This is a genomic window from Pseudomonas sp. SDO55104_S430, from assembly GCF_054070595.1.
The window spans coordinates 17,425-34,135 of the sequence record NZ_JBSVXG010000049.1 but is presented as its reverse complement, the minus strand read 5'-3'; the positions used below and the strand labels follow the sequence as shown (position 1 = coordinate 34,135).

General features: G+C 62.1%; 17 protein-coding genes. 15 read left to right on the top strand and 2 right to left on the bottom strand.

Annotated elements, in window-relative coordinates; genetic code table 11:
- Positions 1 to 119: 119 nt before the first annotated feature.
- Both ACW9JE_RS11695 and ACW9JE_RS11690 read right to left on the bottom strand, forming a co-directional pair.
- On the bottom strand, positions 120 to 695 hold the full coding sequence (locus tag ACW9JE_RS11695) for an ANTAR domain-containing response regulator (protein ID WP_090323954.1): 576 nt from the start codon (positions 693 to 695) through the stop codon (positions 120 to 122).
- A gap of 15 nt (positions 696 to 710) precedes the next feature.
- The gene (locus ACW9JE_RS11690) at positions 711 to 1,922 is read right to left on the bottom strand and encodes a CmpA/NrtA family ABC transporter substrate-binding protein (RefSeq protein ID WP_457432830.1); all 1,212 of its coding nucleotides are present in this window, start codon (positions 1,920 to 1,922) and stop codon (positions 711 to 713) included.
- A 219-nt stretch (positions 1,923 to 2,141) separates the two neighbouring features.
- Between ACW9JE_RS11690 and ACW9JE_RS11685 the strand changes: the two genes are divergently transcribed.
- From ACW9JE_RS11685 to sctE, 15 genes are all read left to right on the top strand, one after another.
- Positions 2,142 to 2,861 (top strand): helix-turn-helix domain-containing protein, encoded by a 720-nt coding sequence (locus ACW9JE_RS11685; RefSeq protein ID WP_457432829.1) that lies wholly within the window; start codon positions 2,142 to 2,144, stop codon positions 2,859 to 2,861.
- Positions 2,862 to 2,866: 5 nt separating this feature from the next.
- Positions 2,867 to 4,510 carry a type III secretion system outer membrane ring subunit SctC gene (gene sctC, locus ACW9JE_RS11680; protein WP_457432828.1) on the top strand — a complete coding sequence of 548 codons (1,644 nt, stop codon included), beginning with the start codon at positions 2,867 to 2,869 and terminating at the stop codon, positions 4,508 to 4,510.
- Positions 4,507 to 5,607, top strand: coding sequence for a type III secretion system gatekeeper subunit SctW (gene sctW, locus ACW9JE_RS11675; RefSeq protein ID WP_457432827.1), 1,101 nt, complete (start codon positions 4,507 to 4,509; stop codon positions 5,605 to 5,607). Before sctC ends, sctW begins: the two co-directional genes overlap by 4 nt.
- Positions 5,608 to 5,630: 23 nt before the next feature.
- Entirely contained in the window at positions 5,631 to 7,676 is a 2,046-nt protein-coding gene (locus ACW9JE_RS11670) for an EscV/YscV/HrcV family type III secretion system export apparatus protein (protein ID WP_457432826.1), read from the top strand.
- Positions 7,677 to 7,697: 21 nt separating this feature from the next.
- Positions 7,698 to 8,096 (top strand): InvB/SpaK family type III secretion system chaperone, encoded by a 399-nt coding sequence (locus ACW9JE_RS11665; protein ID WP_457432832.1) that lies wholly within the window; start codon positions 7,698 to 7,700, stop codon positions 8,094 to 8,096.
- A complete protein-coding gene (gene sctN, locus ACW9JE_RS11660) occupies positions 8,096 to 9,370 on the top strand; it encodes a type III secretion system ATPase SctN (protein WP_457432825.1) in 1,275 nt (424 codons plus the stop codon). Before ACW9JE_RS11665 ends, sctN begins: the two co-directional genes overlap by 1 nt.
- Positions 9,367 to 9,822, top strand: coding sequence for a type III secretion protein (locus ACW9JE_RS11655; RefSeq protein WP_457432824.1), 456 nt, complete (start codon positions 9,367 to 9,369; stop codon positions 9,820 to 9,822). Before sctN ends, ACW9JE_RS11655 begins: the two co-directional genes overlap by 4 nt.
- Positions 9,819 to 10,553 (top strand): SpaN/EivJ family type III secretion system needle length determinant, encoded by a 735-nt coding sequence (locus tag ACW9JE_RS11650; RefSeq protein ID WP_457432823.1) that lies wholly within the window; start codon positions 9,819 to 9,821, stop codon positions 10,551 to 10,553. The genes ACW9JE_RS11655 and ACW9JE_RS11650 overlap by 4 nt, the downstream gene beginning before the upstream one ends.
- Entirely contained in the window at positions 10,550 to 11,461 is a 912-nt protein-coding gene (locus tag ACW9JE_RS11645) for a FliM/FliN family flagellar motor switch protein (RefSeq protein WP_457432822.1), read from the top strand. Before ACW9JE_RS11650 ends, ACW9JE_RS11645 begins: the two co-directional genes overlap by 4 nt.
- Complete coding sequence (locus ACW9JE_RS11640; protein ID WP_457432821.1) at positions 11,454 to 12,113, top strand: EscR/YscR/HrcR family type III secretion system export apparatus protein; 660 nt, start codon at positions 11,454 to 11,456, stop codon at positions 12,111 to 12,113. Before ACW9JE_RS11645 ends, ACW9JE_RS11640 begins: the two co-directional genes overlap by 8 nt.
- Positions 12,114 to 12,122: 9 nt before the next feature.
- Positions 12,123 to 12,377 carry an EscS/YscS/HrcS family type III secretion system export apparatus protein gene (locus ACW9JE_RS11635; RefSeq protein WP_128607088.1) on the top strand — a complete coding sequence of 85 codons (255 nt, stop codon included), beginning with the start codon at positions 12,123 to 12,125 and terminating at the stop codon, positions 12,375 to 12,377.
- Between the two features lie 4 nt (positions 12,378 to 12,381).
- Complete coding sequence (gene sctT, locus ACW9JE_RS11630) at positions 12,382 to 13,176, top strand: type III secretion system export apparatus subunit SctT (protein ID WP_457432820.1); 795 nt, start codon at positions 12,382 to 12,384, stop codon at positions 13,174 to 13,176.
- Positions 13,157 to 14,191, top strand: coding sequence for an EscU/YscU/HrcU family type III secretion system export apparatus switch protein (locus ACW9JE_RS11625; RefSeq protein ID WP_457432819.1), 1,035 nt, complete (start codon positions 13,157 to 13,159; stop codon positions 14,189 to 14,191). Before sctT ends, ACW9JE_RS11625 begins: the two co-directional genes overlap by 20 nt.
- A 266-nt stretch (positions 14,192 to 14,457) precedes the next feature.
- A complete protein-coding gene (sicA, locus tag ACW9JE_RS11620; protein ID WP_457432818.1) occupies positions 14,458 to 14,946 on the top strand; it encodes a type III secretion system translocator chaperone SicA in 489 nt (162 codons plus the stop codon).
- Positions 14,943 to 16,706 (top strand): type III secretion system translocon subunit SctE, encoded by a 1,764-nt coding sequence (gene sctE, locus ACW9JE_RS11615; RefSeq protein WP_457432817.1) that lies wholly within the window; start codon positions 14,943 to 14,945, stop codon positions 16,704 to 16,706. Before sicA ends, sctE begins: the two co-directional genes overlap by 4 nt.
- The last annotated feature ends 5 nt before the right edge of the window (positions 16,707 to 16,711 follow it).

Sequence of the window (16,711 nt, the reverse complement as noted above, 5' to 3'; positions counted from 1 at the left end):
AAAACCTGAATGCGGGGTCTACCTGAAAGACCGCGATGGCTGATTTTACGACTGCTTCGCAGCCGGACGCAGGCTTCGCCAGCTGCTACAGGGGTTGTGTTTTGTCTTGATAACGGGCCTCAGCCGAGCAATTCACTCATCGCAATAATCTGCTCCGCCACCTGTATCAGCTTCTGCTGGCGGCTCATCGCCTGGCGGCGCATCAGGGTGTAGGCCTCTTCCTCGTTGCAGTCCTTCATCTTCATCAGCAGCCCCTTGGCCAGCTCGATGCGCTTGCGCTCGGCCAGTTGCTGGTCGCGGGCGTGCAGTTGGGCGCGCAGGGCCTGGTCGCTTTCGAAGCGCGCCATGGCCACGTCGAGGATCGGCTGCAGGCGCTGGGCGTGGATGCCTTCGACGATGTAGGCGCTGACGCCGGACTTGATCGCCTGGCGCATCACATCGGGGTCGTGTTCGTCGGTGAACATCACGATCGGCCGCGGCTGGTCACGGCTGACCAGCACCACTTGCTCCATCACATCACGGCCCGGTGACTCGGTATCGATCAGAATCACGTCCGGACGCACCGTTTCGACGCGTTCGGGCAGGTCGATGGTCAATCCGGATTCATCGATCACCTCGAAGCCGGCTTCGGTGAGGGCCGCCTTCAGGCGCCCGACCTTTTTTGCGGTGTCGTTGATCAGCAGGATACGCAACATGTTCGTGGTCTCCTGTCAGCGGCTGGCGAAGCGATGGGCGCTGTCGCTCATCGCATGCAATTTGAAACCACGGGCATAACCGGCCGGATCGGAACCGTCCCAGACCTTGCCGTCGATCAGCTGGCTGCTGCGCATTTCCTTGCCCAGGTTCGCCACGCCCACGGCGCTGGCAGCCTCGCGGTACAGCTCCAGTTGCTGGACCTGACGGGCCACGGCCAGGTAATCCGGGTCGTCACGCAACAGCCCCCAGCGGCGGAACTGGGTCATGAACCACATGCCGTCGGACAGGTATGGCAGGTTCACCTCGCCTTCGCCATGGAAGCGCAAGGCGTGCGGGTCCTGCCAGCGATTGCCCAGTCCATCGCTGTAATCGCCCAACAGCCGCGGTTCGATGCATTCCACGGGGGCATCCAGATACTGCGGCGCGCTCAATAACTGCGCGGTACTGCGACGATTGTCGTGGCTGTCTTCGATGAAGCGGCTGGCCTCGAGAATCGCCATCACCAGCACGCGAGCCGTATTGGGATACTGCTCGACGAAGGCGCGGGTGCAGCCGAGGACTTTTTCCGGGTGATCGGGCCAGATGGCCTGGGTCGTCGCCAGAGTGAAACCCAGATCCTGCTGTACCGCGCTCGCCGACCAAGGCTCACCGACACAGAAACCATCGATACGCCCGGCCTGCAGGTGCGCAACCATTTGCGGCGGCGGCACCACCACGCTGTCGACATCCAGCAACGGATGAATGCCCTGGCTTGCGAGCCAGTAATACAGCCACATGGCGTGGGTGCCGGTGGGGAAGGTTTGGGCGAAGGTCAGTTTTGTGCGAGTTTGGTGCACGTGCCGGTGCAGTGCTTCAGGACCGGTCACGCCCAGCCCCTGCAAGCCACGGGAAAGATTGATGCTCTGGCCGTTCTGATTCAGGCCCATGAGCACCGCCATGTCGGTCGCGGCCACGCCGCCGATGCCCAGGTGCACCGCGTAGATCAGGCCGTACAGACCGTGGGCGGCATCCAGTTCGCCGCTGACCAGCTTGTCCCGCAGATTGGCCCAGGAAGCCTGGCGCTTGAGGTTCAGGGTCAGGCCGTAGGGCTGGGCAAAGCCCTGGGTGGCGGCAACCACCACCGAAGCGCAGTCGCTCAGGGCCATGAAGCCAAGATTAATGGCGCTCTTTTCCGGGGCATCGCTGCCATTGACCCAGGCCAGAGGGCCGGCTGATGGTTCGTTCATCGTGTGTTCACCTTGCAAAAAAAACGTCGTCCGGGCACGCGCAATGCCTTTGACGACGCCATTGTCCCGACACGCCTTCCGTCATTGGTCTGCGTGCTGATGCCTGAACGGGTGCAAGGCATATGCCAGCGCGGATTTCATCAGCTTTGCATCAGGATTCGACGCAGTCCCGTCCTGCATCCTGCCGGCCTTCCTCGTCAGGTCGCAAAGGAGGCTGGCGTGCCCCTCGAATCGCCCCGCGCAACACGTATCCCGGACATCCGTCTCAATGAGCGGGTGCTGCATGTGCGTGTCGATCAGGCCGCCGTTTGCCTGTCCCCCACGCAATGTCTGCCACCCGGCTGGGAAGGCCTGATTGCCCTGAGTCATGGATGTGAAGCTCCCGACGGCTTGCAGACCCAGCCGATCCCACAGGCGCCGCTGGTGAAGTTGCAGGTGTTCATCGACCTGGCCAGCGCGCCGCTCGATCAACGCTCCGGCCCGACCCCATGGGCGCTGTTGCCGGTGGCTTACCCCAAGGTGCAAACGGAGCAGGCGCTCGAACGCTGGTATCTCGAACAGGCGATGGCCGGCGGCGAGGCTTATCAGGCCTTCGCCAGCGTGCTGCGCCACAGTGAAAGCTACGGCCTGGTGCGCTTCCTGCTGGAGCAGGGCACCCACAGCGAAAAGCTCGGCACCCTGGCGCAACGTTACGGGGTGTCGGTGTCGCATTTCCGGCGCCTGTGCCGGCAAGCACTGGGCACAGCCGCCAAACCGGCCCTGCGTGGCTGGCGCACGGCCCAGGCGCTGTTGAATATGAGCCTGCGCGAAGGCTCGCTGACAGATGTGGCGCTGGAGTTCGGCTTCGCGTCCTCTTCGCATTTCTCCAGAGAAATCCGCGAACTGGTGGGTTTCACCCCCAGCAGCCTCGCCGACATTACCTACCTGCCGGGCAAGTGAATCGCATGTATTCTCTGTCTGTCTTGCCCCTCTGTCTAAGCGCTGCATTCCTGGTCGCACCGATTGCCTCCCAGGCGGCTGTCTATGAGTTCGAGGCACGGGAGCAAAGCGCGCGGACGTTTTTCAGCGAATTTTACGGCGCACTCGGCAAGCCGGTGATCGTCAGCAAGGCGGCAGCGGTCAAGCGGGTTTCCGGCACCTTCGACCTGCGTACGCCGCAACGCACCTTCGAGCGCATCGCCTTGCAGATGGGCCTGATCTGGTACAGCGACGGCCAGGCGATTTACCTGTACGACACCCCGGAAATCAAAAGCTCGATGATCTCGCTGCAGACCCTGACCGTGGCCAGGCTGCAAGGCTTTCTCGAGCGCTCCGGGCTGTATGACCCTCGTTATCCGTTGCGCCACGACGGCCTGCGCACCTTCCATGTGGCGGGCCCGCCGATGTACGTCGATCTGGTGGTGCAGGCGGCCGGAATGATGGACAACCAGCGCTCGGAGCTCTTGCTGGGCAAGCAGCAGATCGGCGTGATCCAGGTGCGCAACACCTTCGTCAGCGACCGCAAATACGAGCTGCGCGACGACAAGGTGACCATCCCCGGGCTGGCCACGGTGATCGAACAATTGCTGCGCGGCGAGAAGCGCGAGGTCGAGCCGGCCATCGTGCAGCCACAGCCACAGCGCCCTCAGGGGCTGATGCCGGCATTCCCGCTTGAAGGCCTGGCAACCACTGCATCGGAAAAAGACCCCGCCGCACCGCGAGTCATCGCCCGTGACGTTGCCGCCGGCAATATCCGGGTGGTCGCCTATCCCGACACCAACAGCCTGCTGGTCAAGGGCCTGCCGGAGCAGGTGCGTTTCATCGAGAACCTGGTGAGCGCGCTGGACACGCCCAAACGCCACGTCGAGCTGTCGCTGTGGATCATCGATCTGCACAAGGACGAGCTCAATCAGCTGGGCATCAATTGGCAGGGCACGCTGAACGCCGGCGGCAAGTTTTCCGCCTCGCTCAATGCCGGCTCCGCGACCACCCTGGACGGCGCATCGTTCGTCACCCAGGTCATGGCGCTGGAGCGCAGCAACCGGGCCAACGTGGTGTCGCGGCCGGTGATTCTCACCCAGGAAAACGTACCGGCGATCTTCGACAACAACCGCACCTTCTACGCGCCTCTGGTCGGCGAGCGCAGCGTCGATTTGCAACACGTGACCTACGGCACCCTGGTCAACGTACTGCCGCGTTTCGCTCAGGCCAATGAAGTGGAAATGTCGCTGAACATCGAGGACGGCAACGAAGTCGAACGGCCTGATCAAAACGCGCAACCGGGCACCTTGCCCACCGTCGGACGCACTCGCATCAGCACCGTGGCCCGGGTGCCCCAGGGCAAGAGTCTGCTGGTGGGCGGGTTCACCCGCGACGACAATACCGAACAGGTCGGGCGCATCCCGGTACTGGGTTCGATCCCATGGGTCGGGCGACTGTTCAGCTATCGCCAGAGCCGTTCGGCCAACACGGTGCGGGTGTTTCTGATTCAACCTCGGGAGATTCGCGACGCGTTGCCAGTCGACGGTTTTGAGCCCGGCTCCCGGCTGCTGACCCCGGAGCAGCACGAGCGGGTGCGTCGCAGCTATTTTCGAATGGCACAACCATGATCCTGCCGTCGATTTCCACAGGCGGCCGTTCAGCCCAGGCACGGCTCAATACTGAGAAAGCGGCGGAAAATCCGCAGCCTCAGGCGGATGTCGATCTCGATGACGGCGACACCATCGCCGCGGTGCAACGTTTCGTGCAAATCAGCGACGAGATGTCCGCTGCGTTGGCGCAGTTCCGCGGACGACGCCATTTCGAGCTGAAATCCGACACCCTGACCGACAACTTCGAGCGGGTGCTGGACGACGACACCGTGCCCAAGGCGAAGCAGATACTCAGCCTTGCACGACTGGCGGACAAACCCGTCGCCTGGCTGCTGGAAATGGCGCGCAGCCTGTTTCCCGATGACAGCGATCTGGCTCTGGTGCTGCGCGAGTTGCTGCGCCGGAAAAAGCTCGAAGCGCGCACCCGCCAGCGCCTCGAAACCCTGTTGCAGACCGTGGTCGCCCAGGCGTCCCCCAAGCGCCTGAACGCCGGGATCAACACCGCGCTCAAAGCCCGAATGTTCGGCTCCTGCATGGCCGTGCGCGCAGCACTGTTGCGTGAAACCTACCGCGATTTTCTCGAGTCCGACGAAGGCCCGCTCGAGTGCTATCAGGACTGGATCGCCCTCTACGGACCTAATCAGCGCCTGAACGTACTGACCTTCATCGAAGCGGCACTGCTCACCGACATCAGCGCCCAGGACCCGAGTTGTTCCCGCGCCGAATTCGGCGATCTGCTCACCAAGGTCAACCACCTCAAACGCCTGCGTTCGGCTGACGAACTGTTTGTCGGCCGCCTGCTCGCCGACATGCTCGTCTGCCGCCACAACCCCCATGAGGCGGATTGGCTGGTGTTCCTGTTCGGCGTGCTGGCCTATCCCGACGACCTCGACCAACTACTGCTCGGCGCCCTGGGCGAGCGCGTGTTGCTCAGCACTCACCACGAACGATCGGCCTTGCTGCAGACCCTGCGCCGCCTCTGCCTGCAATTGCCGGTGCCGCTGTTCGCCGATGAACAGGCGCCACTGCGTCTGGCAGAACAATTCACCCGGCTGGCGGATGTCGCCTACACCCACGAATGCATCGAACGCCGACGCCTCGGCGGTTGCCCATGACCTTCATCCGGAACTGACCCGCCATGCTCAATGTGTTCCTGCGCAATGTCGGCGCTCGTCCGGAGCTGCTGATCCTGACGCTGATGGTGATGATCATCGCCATGCTGATCATTCCGTTGCCCACGGCGCTGGTGGACTTTCTGATCGGCCTGAACATCGTCATTTCCCTGCTGGTGTTCATGGGCTCGTTCTACATCGAACGCATCCTCAGCTTCTCCACCTTTCCGGCGTTGCTGCTGTTGACCACGCTGTTTCGCCTGGCGCTGTCGATCAGCACCAGCCGCCTGATCCTCAGCCAGGCCGATGCGGGGGAGATCATCGCCTCGTTCGGCGAGTTCGTGATCGGCGAGAGCCTGGTGGTGGGTTTCGTGATCTTTTCCATCGTCACCATCGTGCAATTTATCGTGATCACCAAGGGCTCGGAGCGGGTGGCCGAAGTCGCCGCGCGCTTCTCGCTGGACGGCATGCCTGGCAAGCAAATGAGCATCGACGGCGACCTCAAGGCCGGCGCCATCACCGCCGAGGAAGCCAAGGAAAAACGCAGCGTGCTGGAGCGCGAAAGCCAGCTGTACGGCTCGTTCGACGGCGCCATGAAGTTCATCAAGGGCGATGCCATCGCCGGCATCATCATTATTTTCGTCAACTTCATCGGCGGCATGGCCATCGGCATGGGGCAGATGGGCATGGATATGTCCACGGCGCTGTCGACCTACACCCTGTTGACCATCGGCGATGGTCTGGTCGCACAGATTCCGGCGCTGCTGATCGCCATCGGCGCCGGCTTCATCGTCACCCGGGTCAACGGCGATGACGCCAACCTGGGGCGCAACATGCTCGCGCAAATGCTCGGCCACCCGTTCGTGCTCGGGGTGACGGCGTTGCTGGCGGTGGGCGTTGGCCTGTTGCCGGGTTTTCCCCTCCTGACCTTTCTGCCGATTGCCGTGGCCCTGGCGCTGCTGGTGTTCTTCCGCCAGCGCAAGGCCGCCAAAGGTGAAGGCCCTGACAACGTTCCGCCGTCGAATCAGGGCGACACAGCGGGCGCTTCAGGCCTCATCGAAGACATCGACAACATCGCCACAGAGACCATCGCGCTGATGCTGCTGGTGCCCGCCGCGCGTCTGGAGGAACTGACCAAGGCACGCTGGGCGGCGCGCTTTCGCAGCCAGTTCTTCGTCGATTACGGCCTGCGCATTCCCGAGCCGCAACTGCGCGCCAGCGAGGCGTTGCCGGCGCATCAGGTGGCGGTGCTGATCAACGAGGTGCGCGCCGAGCAATTCGATGTCCATTTCGATCACTGGCGCCTGCTCGACTATTCGCCGGAGTTGGAATCCCTGGGGCTGGCGCTGGTGCGCGGCAACGACAGCAATCGCCTGGGCGGGGTCTGGGTCAACGCCACCGAGCGCGAACGCGTGCAGCAACTGGGTTATCACCTGCGACCGGCGGACGAGGAGTGTTATCGCTGCCTGGTCACCTTGCTGGCGCGCAACATCCAGGAATTTTTCGGGGTTCAGGAAACCAAGCAACTGCTGGATGAAATGGAAAGCCGCTGCCCGGATCTGCTCAAGGAAGTCTATCGCCACATCACCGTGCAGAAGATCGCCGAGGTGCTGCAGCGCCTGATCGGCGAACGCATTTCGGTGCGCAACATGAAGCTGATTCTCGAAACCCTGGCCCATTGGGCCTCCCGGGAAAAGGACGCGCTGGCGCTGGTCGAGCACGTGCGCGGGGCGATGGCCCGGTACATCAGCAACAAGTTTGCCCAGGGCAACGACCTGCGCGTGCTGCTGTTGTCGGCGGAGTTCGAAGAGGTGGTACGACGCGGTATCCGGCAAACCTCGGGCGGCAGCTTCATCAACCTGGAGCCTGCCGAATCCGAAGAGCTGATGGACCGCCTCAGCGTCGGTCTGGACAGCGTGCACATCGCCCACAAGGACATGGTGCTGCTGTGTTCGGTGGATGTGCGGCGCTACATCAAGAAGCTGATCGAAGGTCGTTTTCGCGAGCTGGACGTGATGTCGTTCGGCGAAGTCTGCGAGACCGTTTCGGTCAATGTGATCAAAACCCTGTAAGGAAATCTGCCCGTGATAACCATGGATATTGCCGATCTGTTGCGCGATGCGCTGCGTCACAGTGGTTGCGCCGAAAGCCAGATCGGCCACTTCGACAGCCACAGCACCATCGAAATGCAGATGAAGGATTTGCCGGCGATCAACGTCGGAGAAGTGGGGGGTGAGGTGTGGGTCTGGGCCGCGGTGATGGAGGTCGGGGCTGCGCCATTGAGCCACAGCGCTTTTGCGCTGCTGCAGATTCTGCTCCAGGGCTGCCCTTGGTCGCGCAGCGGGCAATTGCACCTGTGCGAGGTCCAGGGCCAGCTCGAACTGCGCCTGATGTGCAATGACAAGGCCCTCGACGACGGGCGCAGTTTTGCCCGGGCACTGGATCATTTCGTCGAAGTGCTCGAAGAAATCCACGGCATCCTGCGCCTGTGATGACCCGTGCGGCGGCCCACCCGTTGCGGCTCAGCGGTCCGATGATCGAAGCGGCGCTGGGCCAGGTGGTGATCGGTGAGATCTGCGAGGTGCGCAGACACTGGCGTTCGCCCGAGGTGGCGGCCAGGGCGCAGGTCATCGGCTTCAAGCCCGATGCGGTGCTGCTCAGTTTGCTCGGTGATGCCCGGGGCTTATCCCGGGAGTCGATGATCGTGCCCACCGGCGCGACCCTTCAATTGGCCTGTAGCGAAGCGTTGCTCGGCAGTGTCGTCGATCCCCAAGGCCACATCGTCGAGCGTCTGGCGCCATCCACGGTGATCGCGCAACAGGACTATCCGGTGGACGCCGATCCGCCTTCGTACCAGCACAGGCGCGGGGTGCAGACGCTGTTGCGCACGGGCATCCGGGTCATCGACGGGTTGCTGACCTGCGGCGTGGGGCAGCGCGTCGGGATTTTCGCCGCCGCCGGTTCCGGCAAGACCACCCTGATCAACATGCTGATCGAGCACACCGACGCCGATGTTTTTGTCATCGGCCTGATCGGCGAGCGTGGGCGGGAGGTGACCGAGTTCATCGAACATCTGCGCCAGTCGGACAAACGCGAACGCTGTGTGGTGGTGTTCGCCACTTCGGATTTTTCTTCGGTGGATCGCTGCAATTCGGCGCTGCAGGCCACCGCCATCGCCGAGTATTTTCGCGACCAGGGCCGGCGTGTGGTGTTGTTGCTGGACTCGCTGACGCGTTATGCCAGAGCCCGTCGCGATCTGGCCCTGGCGGCCGGGGAAGCACCGGCACGTCGGGGTTATCCGGCTTCCGTTTTTGATGCTTTGCCGCGTTTGCTGGAACGTCCCGGCGTGACCGCTGCGGGCAGCATCACCGCCTTCTACACGGTGCTGCTGGAAAGCGACGACGAGCCGGACCCGATTGCCGAGGAGATCCGCTCGATTCTCGACGGCCATGTCTATCTCAGTCGGGCGCTGGCGGCCAAAGGGCATTACCCGGCCATCGACGTGTTGCGCAGCGTCAGCCGCGTGGCGACGCAGGTCACAGAGCTTCAAGTGCATCAACTGGCGGCAGCGACCCGGGACACCCTGACACGGCTCGAGCAGTTGCAGATCTTCCTCGACATGGGTGAATACACCCAGGGCGCGGACGCGGCCAACGACCGGGCGCTGCAACGCCGCGATGCCCTTGAACAATGGCTGCGTCAGCCCACGGGTGAATGCTGTGAACCGGAAGAAGCCCTGCGCCGATTACGGGAGCTGATGGCATGAATCCATTGGCCGATCGTCGCCGGCTGTTGGCGCTCAGTGTGTTCCGACAGCAGCGCGCAGAACTGGCGATAACCCGTACCCGCCAGCAATTGCAGCCACTGTTGCAGGAGCGGGACAGCTTCGCCGGGCAGGAGGCGGCGCTGCACAACCTGTTGGCCAGCCATCGCGCCGAGGATTGCGTGCTCGATCACGGACAACTGCTGGCGCTGCTGCGCAGGCAGGCGGTGATCCGGCGGCAGATCGATCTGTTGCGCGTGGAGCGTGAGCGGATCAGTCAGCAGTGCCGAGAAGTTGAACAACGGTTGCAGGAGCAGCGCGAGCAATTGCGGCTGGTGCGACACAAGCACGACAAGTACGAACTGTCTGTTCGGCAACTGGTGCGTGGACAACGGTTGGAACAAGTGCGTCGGGAAGAACGGGAAATCGAAGAGATGAGCGGGGTTCGGCGATGAAGGAGTTGGCGGTCATTTCACTGTTGCCGGTTCCACCTGTGGATCTGGTTGGCGAAGGTCCGATGGATGAGCTGCAGGACCGGTTGATTCCCGTGCAGGAGGATGAGTTGCCACAGGGTGTGCTGGAGCTGATGGCGGCGCTGGTTCTGCGACCACTAGTGGCGGCGGTTAAGCATGACAACGGCGGACAGCCAGCGCAGAACAGACCTGCCGATTTTCGTTTGCCGCAAGCTGTGGTGCCTGTGGCTACAGTCATCGATAAAGTCGTTGCACAGCCGTTGTTGATCGAGCCTGTATCCAGCCCGGTCGAGGTTCTGCCGGAGATGCCGACGGCCCGCTTCGAGGGTCAAAGGCCCGAGGCTCTGTATGAACGCCCAGCACCGTCGAATGCTCCCTTTGCTGCACCGGTGAAAGTCCCTCCGTCGTCGCCACAGATTCCCCACACAGTCATCGAAGCCATCCCCGAAACGCGGCCAGATTCGCTCAAGAATCTATTGCAGGTTCCATTCAATAAGGGCCTTGTGAGCGGCCAGGTGACGATCAGCCGCGTGCCCGACGAACCTGCCCGCAATCTGCAACTCAGTCCGAGCAATACCCAGGTTTTCGAACACCTCAAAGTGTCACTGGAACAGGTTCGCGAACCCACCTGGCGCCTGACCGACAGCCGCGACGAGCAACAGCATCAGGGTTCCCGGCAAGCGCCCGATGACGAGCAGAACGACGACGCATGAGCTTGCTGAAGTTACGCCGGATCAACCCGCAAGCCCATGCCGTCGCGCAGGCTGTTCAGCGTTGGCGCGGCGCTGGTGTCGACGCAGGGTCTGGCTTTCCTCCAACGCATTCCAGTTACCTACGGTTCTGTCCGTCGGGTGAAGCAGGGGAGTGGCAGGGCCTGATCGATGCCCGCGAATGGCTGCATGAATCGCTTCCGGGATTGCGGGAGTTAGTGAAGATCGAGTGCTCACTGACAACCATCGCCGAGCTGTTCCACGCCGTGCCGCAACCACTGTTGATGGACGTGGATGACCTGCATTACCGGGAAATGTCCGACGTCGAATCTATCGCCCCCCATCAATTGCCCGCTCAGGAATTGCCGTGGCTCGACACCGCTCAGGGCCGCGTGTGGATCACTCGATTACCACCCGCAAGCGCTACCGGCCCAGCCCATGAAGACAATTCCTGGCTAAGCGATCTGCCATTTCGCCTGGACCTGAAACTGGGCTTCAGCCACCTGCATCACACCCACTCAATCTGCCTGAAAACCGGCGATGTCCTGCGGATCATTCAGCGCGCCCAACGGTGTTGCATGGGGGATCGATGCCTGGGCTTCTTCACCTTTACCGAACAGGGAATACACATGCAGTCGAGCGATACCGATCCACAGGACGCGCCTGAGTCCGACCTTGATCCGAGCGTGCTGCCGGTGAAGCTGGAGTTCGTGCTGGCGACCCACGACATCGATCTGGCGAGGCTCTCGCAGATCGCCTCCGGGCAATTGATCCCGCTGGCGGACGATGCGGCGCAACACATCGAAGTGCGTGCCAACGGAAAGCCCGTGGCCCGTGGCGAACTGGTGCAACTCGACGAGCAGTTGGGTGTGGAATTGCTCGAGGTCTACCGGAACCCGCGCGATGAATGACGTCTCGCTGATCGCCCTGTTGGCGTTCGCCTCGCTGCTGCCGTTCCTGGTGGCGGCGGGCACCTGCTACATCAAGTTTTCCATCGTCTTCGTCATCGTGCGCAACGCTCTGGGTTTGCAGCAGGTGCCGTCGAACATGACGCTCAATGCCATCGCCCTGATGCTGGCGATCTTCGTCATGACCCCGGTGATGAAGCAGGGCTACGGCTGCTACAAGAGCGAGGCAGTGGCATTCACCGATCTCGAGGCGGTGGTGGATTTCGCCGAGAACGGTCTGGGTGGCTACAAGGATTACCTGCGCAAATACACCGACCCGGAACTGGCGTTGTTCTTCGAACGGGCACAGGCGGTTCAGAGCGAAAACGAAGACGGACTGCCTGCCGATGAAGAACTGACGCCTTCACTGTTCGCACTGCTCCCGGCCTACGCCCTGAGTGAAATAAAAAGCGCCTTCAAGATCGGCTTCTACCTGTACTTGCCGTTCGTGATCGTTGATCTGGTGATCTCCAGCATCCTGCTGGCGCTGGGCATGATGATGATGAGCCCGGTGATCATTTCCGTGCCGATCAAGCTGGTGCTGTTCGTCGCCCTCGATGGATGGGCGCTGCTGTCGACCGGTTTGGTCAAACAGTATCTGACGTTGCTGGCGTAGGGGGCGACCATGAACGATCTGGTGTATGCCGGCAACAAGACCCTGTACCTGATTCTGCTGATGGTGGCCTGGCCGATTATTGTCGCCACGGTGGTGGGGCTGGTGGTCGGCCTGATCCAGACCGTGACCCAGTTGCAGGAGCAGACCTTGCCCTTCGGTTTCAAGTTGCTGGCGGTCGCTGCGTGCCTGTTTTTGCTCTCGGGCTGGTATGGCGAAACCCTGCTGGATTTCAGTCGCGAAGTCATGCGTCTGGCCCTGGGTTAGCTCGATGTCGGTGATGCTGTTTTTCGACCTGTATGCCTGGTTCGCCGCGGCGCTGCTCGGGGTTGCCCGGCTGGCGCCGATCTTCTTCATGCTGCCGTTTCTCAACAGCGGCGTGCTCACCGGGGCGCCGCGTCAGGCGGTGATCGTGCTGGTGGCGCTGGGGTTCTGGCCTTATGTCGGGGTACCGCTGCCGGCTCTGGATGGGCTGGCGTTTTTCGGCCTGCTGCTGCGCGAGGCGGGCATCGGCGTCTTGCTGGGTTGTCTCTTGTGCTGGCCGTTCTGGGTGTTGCACGCCATGGGCAACCTGATCGACAACCAGCGCGGGGCGATGCTCAGCAGCACCGTGGACCCGGCCAACGGCGTCGATACTTCGGAGCTGGCGAACTTCCTGCAGTTGTTCGCCGCAGCGGTGTATCTCGAAGGCGGCGGCATGCTGCTGATGCTTGAAACCGTGGGCCACAGTTATCGCCTCTGTACGCCTGCGAACGGCTGCGAGGTTCAGCTGCAGCCCATTCTGCAGCTGCTCGATGCCCTGGTGAGCAAGACGCTGGTGATCAGCGCACCGGTGGTGGCAACGCTGCTGATCAGCGAAGCGTTGCTTGGTCTGCTCTCGCGTTATGCACCGCAGATGAACGCGTTCTCGGTGTCGCTGACGATCAAAAGCCTGGTGGCGCTGGTGGTATTGATGTGGTATTTCGGCGTGCACCTGCCGGACGAGGTGCTGCGCATGGGGATGAAATCCCGGGCATTGGAGCCGTATCTGCAAGGGGAGCAGGGCGATGTCGTCCAGCGCCTCTAAAACCGAGAAGCCCACGCCCAAGCGCCTGCGCGATGCGGCGCGCAAGGGCCAGACCTTCAAGGCCAAGGATCTGGTGATCACCTGCCTGACGCTGTGCGGCATCAGCTACATGGTGTTCAACAGCTCGCTGATCGAAGTCATGGAAGTCTACCGACGGATCATCGCCAGCGATTTCGATGCCGATTTGCAGAAGTACTCGGCGATGCTGGTGGTCGTGGGGCTCAAGGCGCTGCTGCCGCTGCTGCTGGTGTGCGTCCTGACCAGCGCGCTGCCGGCGTTGCTGCAAAGCGGTTTCGCCCTGGCCAGCGAAGCCCTGAAGCTGAATTTCGGCGCGCTGAACCCGATCAACGGCTTCAAGAAACTGTTCAGCCTGCGCACCGTCAAGGACACCGTCAAAGCGCTCTTGTACCTGGGCAGTTTTGCCCTTGCGCTGTGGATTGTCTGGATCACCCAGCGGCAATTGCTATTCGCCCAACTGTTCGCCGAGGCGCCTGATCTGTTCGCCATCTGGGGGCGCCTGTTGCTGGTGCTGGTGCTGGCGTTTCTGCTTTGCGTACTGCTGATCGTGGTGCTCGATGCGTTGAGCGAGTACTTCCTGTTCATGAAGGACCAGATGATGGACAAGGACTCGGTCAAGCGCGAACACAAGGAGCAGGACGGCAACCCGGACATCAAGCGCCGCCGCCAGGACCTGCACCGCGAGTTGCTGTCGGAGCAGGTCAAATCCGATGTGCGCAATTCGCGAATGATCATCGCCAACCCGACCCACATCGCCATCGGCGTGTATTTTCGCCCGGAAATCACCGTACTGCCGTTCATCTCCCTGATGGAAACCAACCAGCGCGCCCTGGCCGTACGCGCCTACGCCAGACAGGTCGGTGTGCCGGTCATCAACGACATTGTCCTGGCTCGACGCATCTTCAAGACCCACCAGCGCTATAGCTTCCTTCAGGTGCAGGAGGTCGAGGAAGTGCTGCGCCTGTTGATCTGGCTCGAACAGGTCGAGCAAGCCTGACGCCGATGCCCGCCAACGATGACGCGGGATGCCTGACTGTCCACAGAATCGTTGCCCCCTGTAGGAGCTAGCTTGCTCGCGATGAACGCCATGACACCGCGGGGCATCAGGATGCCAGCGTCATCGTTGACGACCATCGCGAGCAAGCTAGCTCCTACAGGGGGTGGGGGGATTCGGGGGTATGAGCGCAATTTGGCAGCGAGGCAGGCGATGTCTTTGGCTCAATGCCCCCGTCAGCCACGCTGACGTCTTTCAGGAGTGTGCTGATGAGTCGCAACAACCAACAAAACGAACAGGTCGCCCTCGAGGTCGTGGATGCGGTTCTGGCCGGGGCGCCGTTGAAGGATGTGCGGGGTATCAGCGATGAGCAGATGAACCACCTGTATGCCTTCGCCTACCAGTTCTACGAGCAGGGACGGCTGGACGATGCCGAGAAGTTCTTCCACTTCCTGTGCATCTACGACTTCTACAACAGCCAGTACTGGATGGGCCTGGCGGCGGTGCATCAACTCAAACACAACCACCAGAAGGCGATCGACCTGTACGCGATCGCTTTCGCCCAAGGCAAGAACGACTACCGGCCAATGTTCTACAGCGGGCAGTGCCAGCTCGCCCTGGGGCGGATCGGCAAGGCCCGGCTGTGTTTCGAGTACGCGCTGGAGCACGCCACCCAGGACGATCTGCGAGAGCAGGCCCGGGTCTATCTCGAGAGCCTAAGTCAAATGGAGTCGCAGGATTCAGAGGAAAAAGCATGAGTGAAATCAGAAACAGCTTCCCGCCCGCCTTTCACGGCGCTTTGAGCCGTTCGGAAGCCTTCGAGAAATACGGCAAGGCTGCCACTGAGGCGGCCAGGACCGCGGACTACCAGAAAGCCGGCCAGCAAGCGCTGGCGGACCTGATGTCGGTGAACTACGAAGGCCCACGTAGCGCAGCCGCCGCAGGCAGACCGATGCTGCATGCGCCGCCTCCTCGCGCTGACGGCAACAAGCCGGAAACCAACGGCGACCTGTTCACGCTGCTGATGGCGATGATCAGCGAGCTGATCGGTGAAGTGGATACCAACAAACTGAAGAACCGCCTGGCGATGCTGCAAAGCATGGCCGGCGCGAAACAGCAGGGCCATGAAAAGCTGGCCGCCGATTACGCCGCCGCCATCGAAGCGCTGGAGGCGGCCGAAGGTGCCATCGGCAGCAGTCAGGAACAACTCGATCAGTTGCAGGAGCGTGTTAAACAGAGTCTGGCGTTGCTGCAAGCCAGCGAAGCGCGGCTGGCGCAGCTCGACCCGCAATCGCCCGAATACGCCCGCGAACTTGCCCTGCGCGATCAGTTCGAGGGTGAGCTGGCGGGCCATACGCAAACCCTGGAAAAAGCCACCGATGCCCATCTGAAACTCATCGAAACCGCCAATGCCAGCGCCAGGGTTCTGGCCGCCGTGACTGTGAAGGTGCAGGAGGCCGGTCTCGGCGGTTCCGCTATCAAGCAGTCCAGTGAAAAGGCCCTGAGCAGCAGCGCCCTGGCCTTGCTCAATCGCCTGAAGATCATCGAAATGCTCGGTGAATCCGCGCAGAACAAGGAAGAGCTCAGCCAGGAACTGTTCCAGGAATTGCAGGCCCGGCTTCAGGAGCACATGAAGGCCGAATCGGAAAAATACCTGGAAGAAGTGCGCAAGGCCGAGGCGCTGCAAAAGACCATGGGCTGCATCGGCGCCATCGTCGGCGCGGTGCTGACCGTGGCGACCATCGCGGCCGGCGTGCTGACCGCCAACCCGGTGCTGATTGCGGTAGGGGTGATCGGCGCGGCGGTGATGATTTCCGATGCGGTGGTCAAGGAGGCGACGGGCACCTCGTTCATGGCCGAGGCCATGAAGCCCTTGACCACGGTGATGCAGGAAGCGATCAAGCTGTTCACCGATCTCTACACGAAATTGCTGATAGCGGTAGGCGTCGATGAGGAAACCGCGAAAGAGATCGCGCAGATCGTCGGCATGATTCAGGGCATTGCTTCGACAATGGCCGCCATTGCCCTCGTGGCGGTGGTCGGGGCGCATGTGATCGGGCCAGTGATCGGCGCGGTAGCCTCAAAACTGGCGGTGATGGTCGCGCAGGCGGCGCCGGTGGCGATGCAGGCGCTCAAACAGATGGCCTCATCGTTCGGCAACATGTTCACCCTGCTGCTCACGCAGTTGCGCAGCTTCGTCACCCATGGAGCCGATCCGGCGACCCTGGCGCGCATGGCCGCCAATCTGGAAATCGCTCAGGCCGTTACCGAGTTCAGCAATGTCACGGTGCAGGGCGGCCTGCAAATCCTTAGCGGAGCGCATCAGGAGCAGGCGGCCGAGCACCTGGCCGGCGTTCGGGAGCGAACTCTGATTGGCGAGCAAATCAGTGGCTACGTGGCCCAGTTGGTGGAGGACTACGGCAAGGCGATGCAGGACCGCACCCGGCAGGTCGAGCAGATCTTCGCCGATCTGCAACGCAGCCATTCCGTCAGCCTGCAAATGGCTCGGCAGGTGTGATCCCG

Coding starts and splice junctions, on each gene's coding strand:
- ACW9JE_RS11695 (WP_090323954.1), bottom strand. CDS start 695: ATGTTGCGTATCCTGCTGATCAACGACACCGCAAAAAAGGTCGGGCGC.
- ACW9JE_RS11690 (WP_457432830.1), bottom strand. CDS start 1,922: ATGAACGAACCATCAGCCGGCCCTCTGGCCTGGGTCAATGGCAGCGAT.
- sctC (WP_457432828.1), top strand. CDS start 2,867: ATGTATTCTCTGTCTGTCTTGCCCCTCTGTCTAAGCGCTGCATTCCTG.
- sctW (WP_457432827.1), top strand. CDS start 4,507: ATGATCCTGCCGTCGATTTCCACAGGCGGCCGTTCAGCCCAGGCACGG.
- ACW9JE_RS11670 (WP_457432826.1), top strand. CDS start 5,631: ATGCTCAATGTGTTCCTGCGCAATGTCGGCGCTCGTCCGGAGCTGCTG.
- ACW9JE_RS11665 (WP_457432832.1), top strand. CDS start 7,698: ATGGATATTGCCGATCTGTTGCGCGATGCGCTGCGTCACAGTGGTTGC.
- sctN (WP_457432825.1), top strand. CDS start 8,096: ATGACCCGTGCGGCGGCCCACCCGTTGCGGCTCAGCGGTCCGATGATC.
- ACW9JE_RS11655 (WP_457432824.1), top strand. CDS start 9,367: ATGAATCCATTGGCCGATCGTCGCCGGCTGTTGGCGCTCAGTGTGTTC.
- ACW9JE_RS11650 (WP_457432823.1), top strand. CDS start 9,819: ATGAAGGAGTTGGCGGTCATTTCACTGTTGCCGGTTCCACCTGTGGAT.
- ACW9JE_RS11645 (WP_457432822.1), top strand. CDS start 10,550: ATGAGCTTGCTGAAGTTACGCCGGATCAACCCGCAAGCCCATGCCGTC.
- ACW9JE_RS11640 (WP_457432821.1), top strand. CDS start 11,454: ATGAATGACGTCTCGCTGATCGCCCTGTTGGCGTTCGCCTCGCTGCTG.
- ACW9JE_RS11635 (WP_128607088.1), top strand. CDS start 12,123: ATGAACGATCTGGTGTATGCCGGCAACAAGACCCTGTACCTGATTCTG.
- sctT (WP_457432820.1), top strand. CDS start 12,382: ATGTCGGTGATGCTGTTTTTCGACCTGTATGCCTGGTTCGCCGCGGCG.
- ACW9JE_RS11625 (WP_457432819.1), top strand. CDS start 13,157: ATGTCGTCCAGCGCCTCTAAAACCGAGAAGCCCACGCCCAAGCGCCTG.
- sicA (WP_457432818.1), top strand. CDS start 14,458: ATGAGTCGCAACAACCAACAAAACGAACAGGTCGCCCTCGAGGTCGTG.
- sctE (WP_457432817.1), top strand. CDS start 14,943: ATGAGTGAAATCAGAAACAGCTTCCCGCCCGCCTTTCACGGCGCTTTG.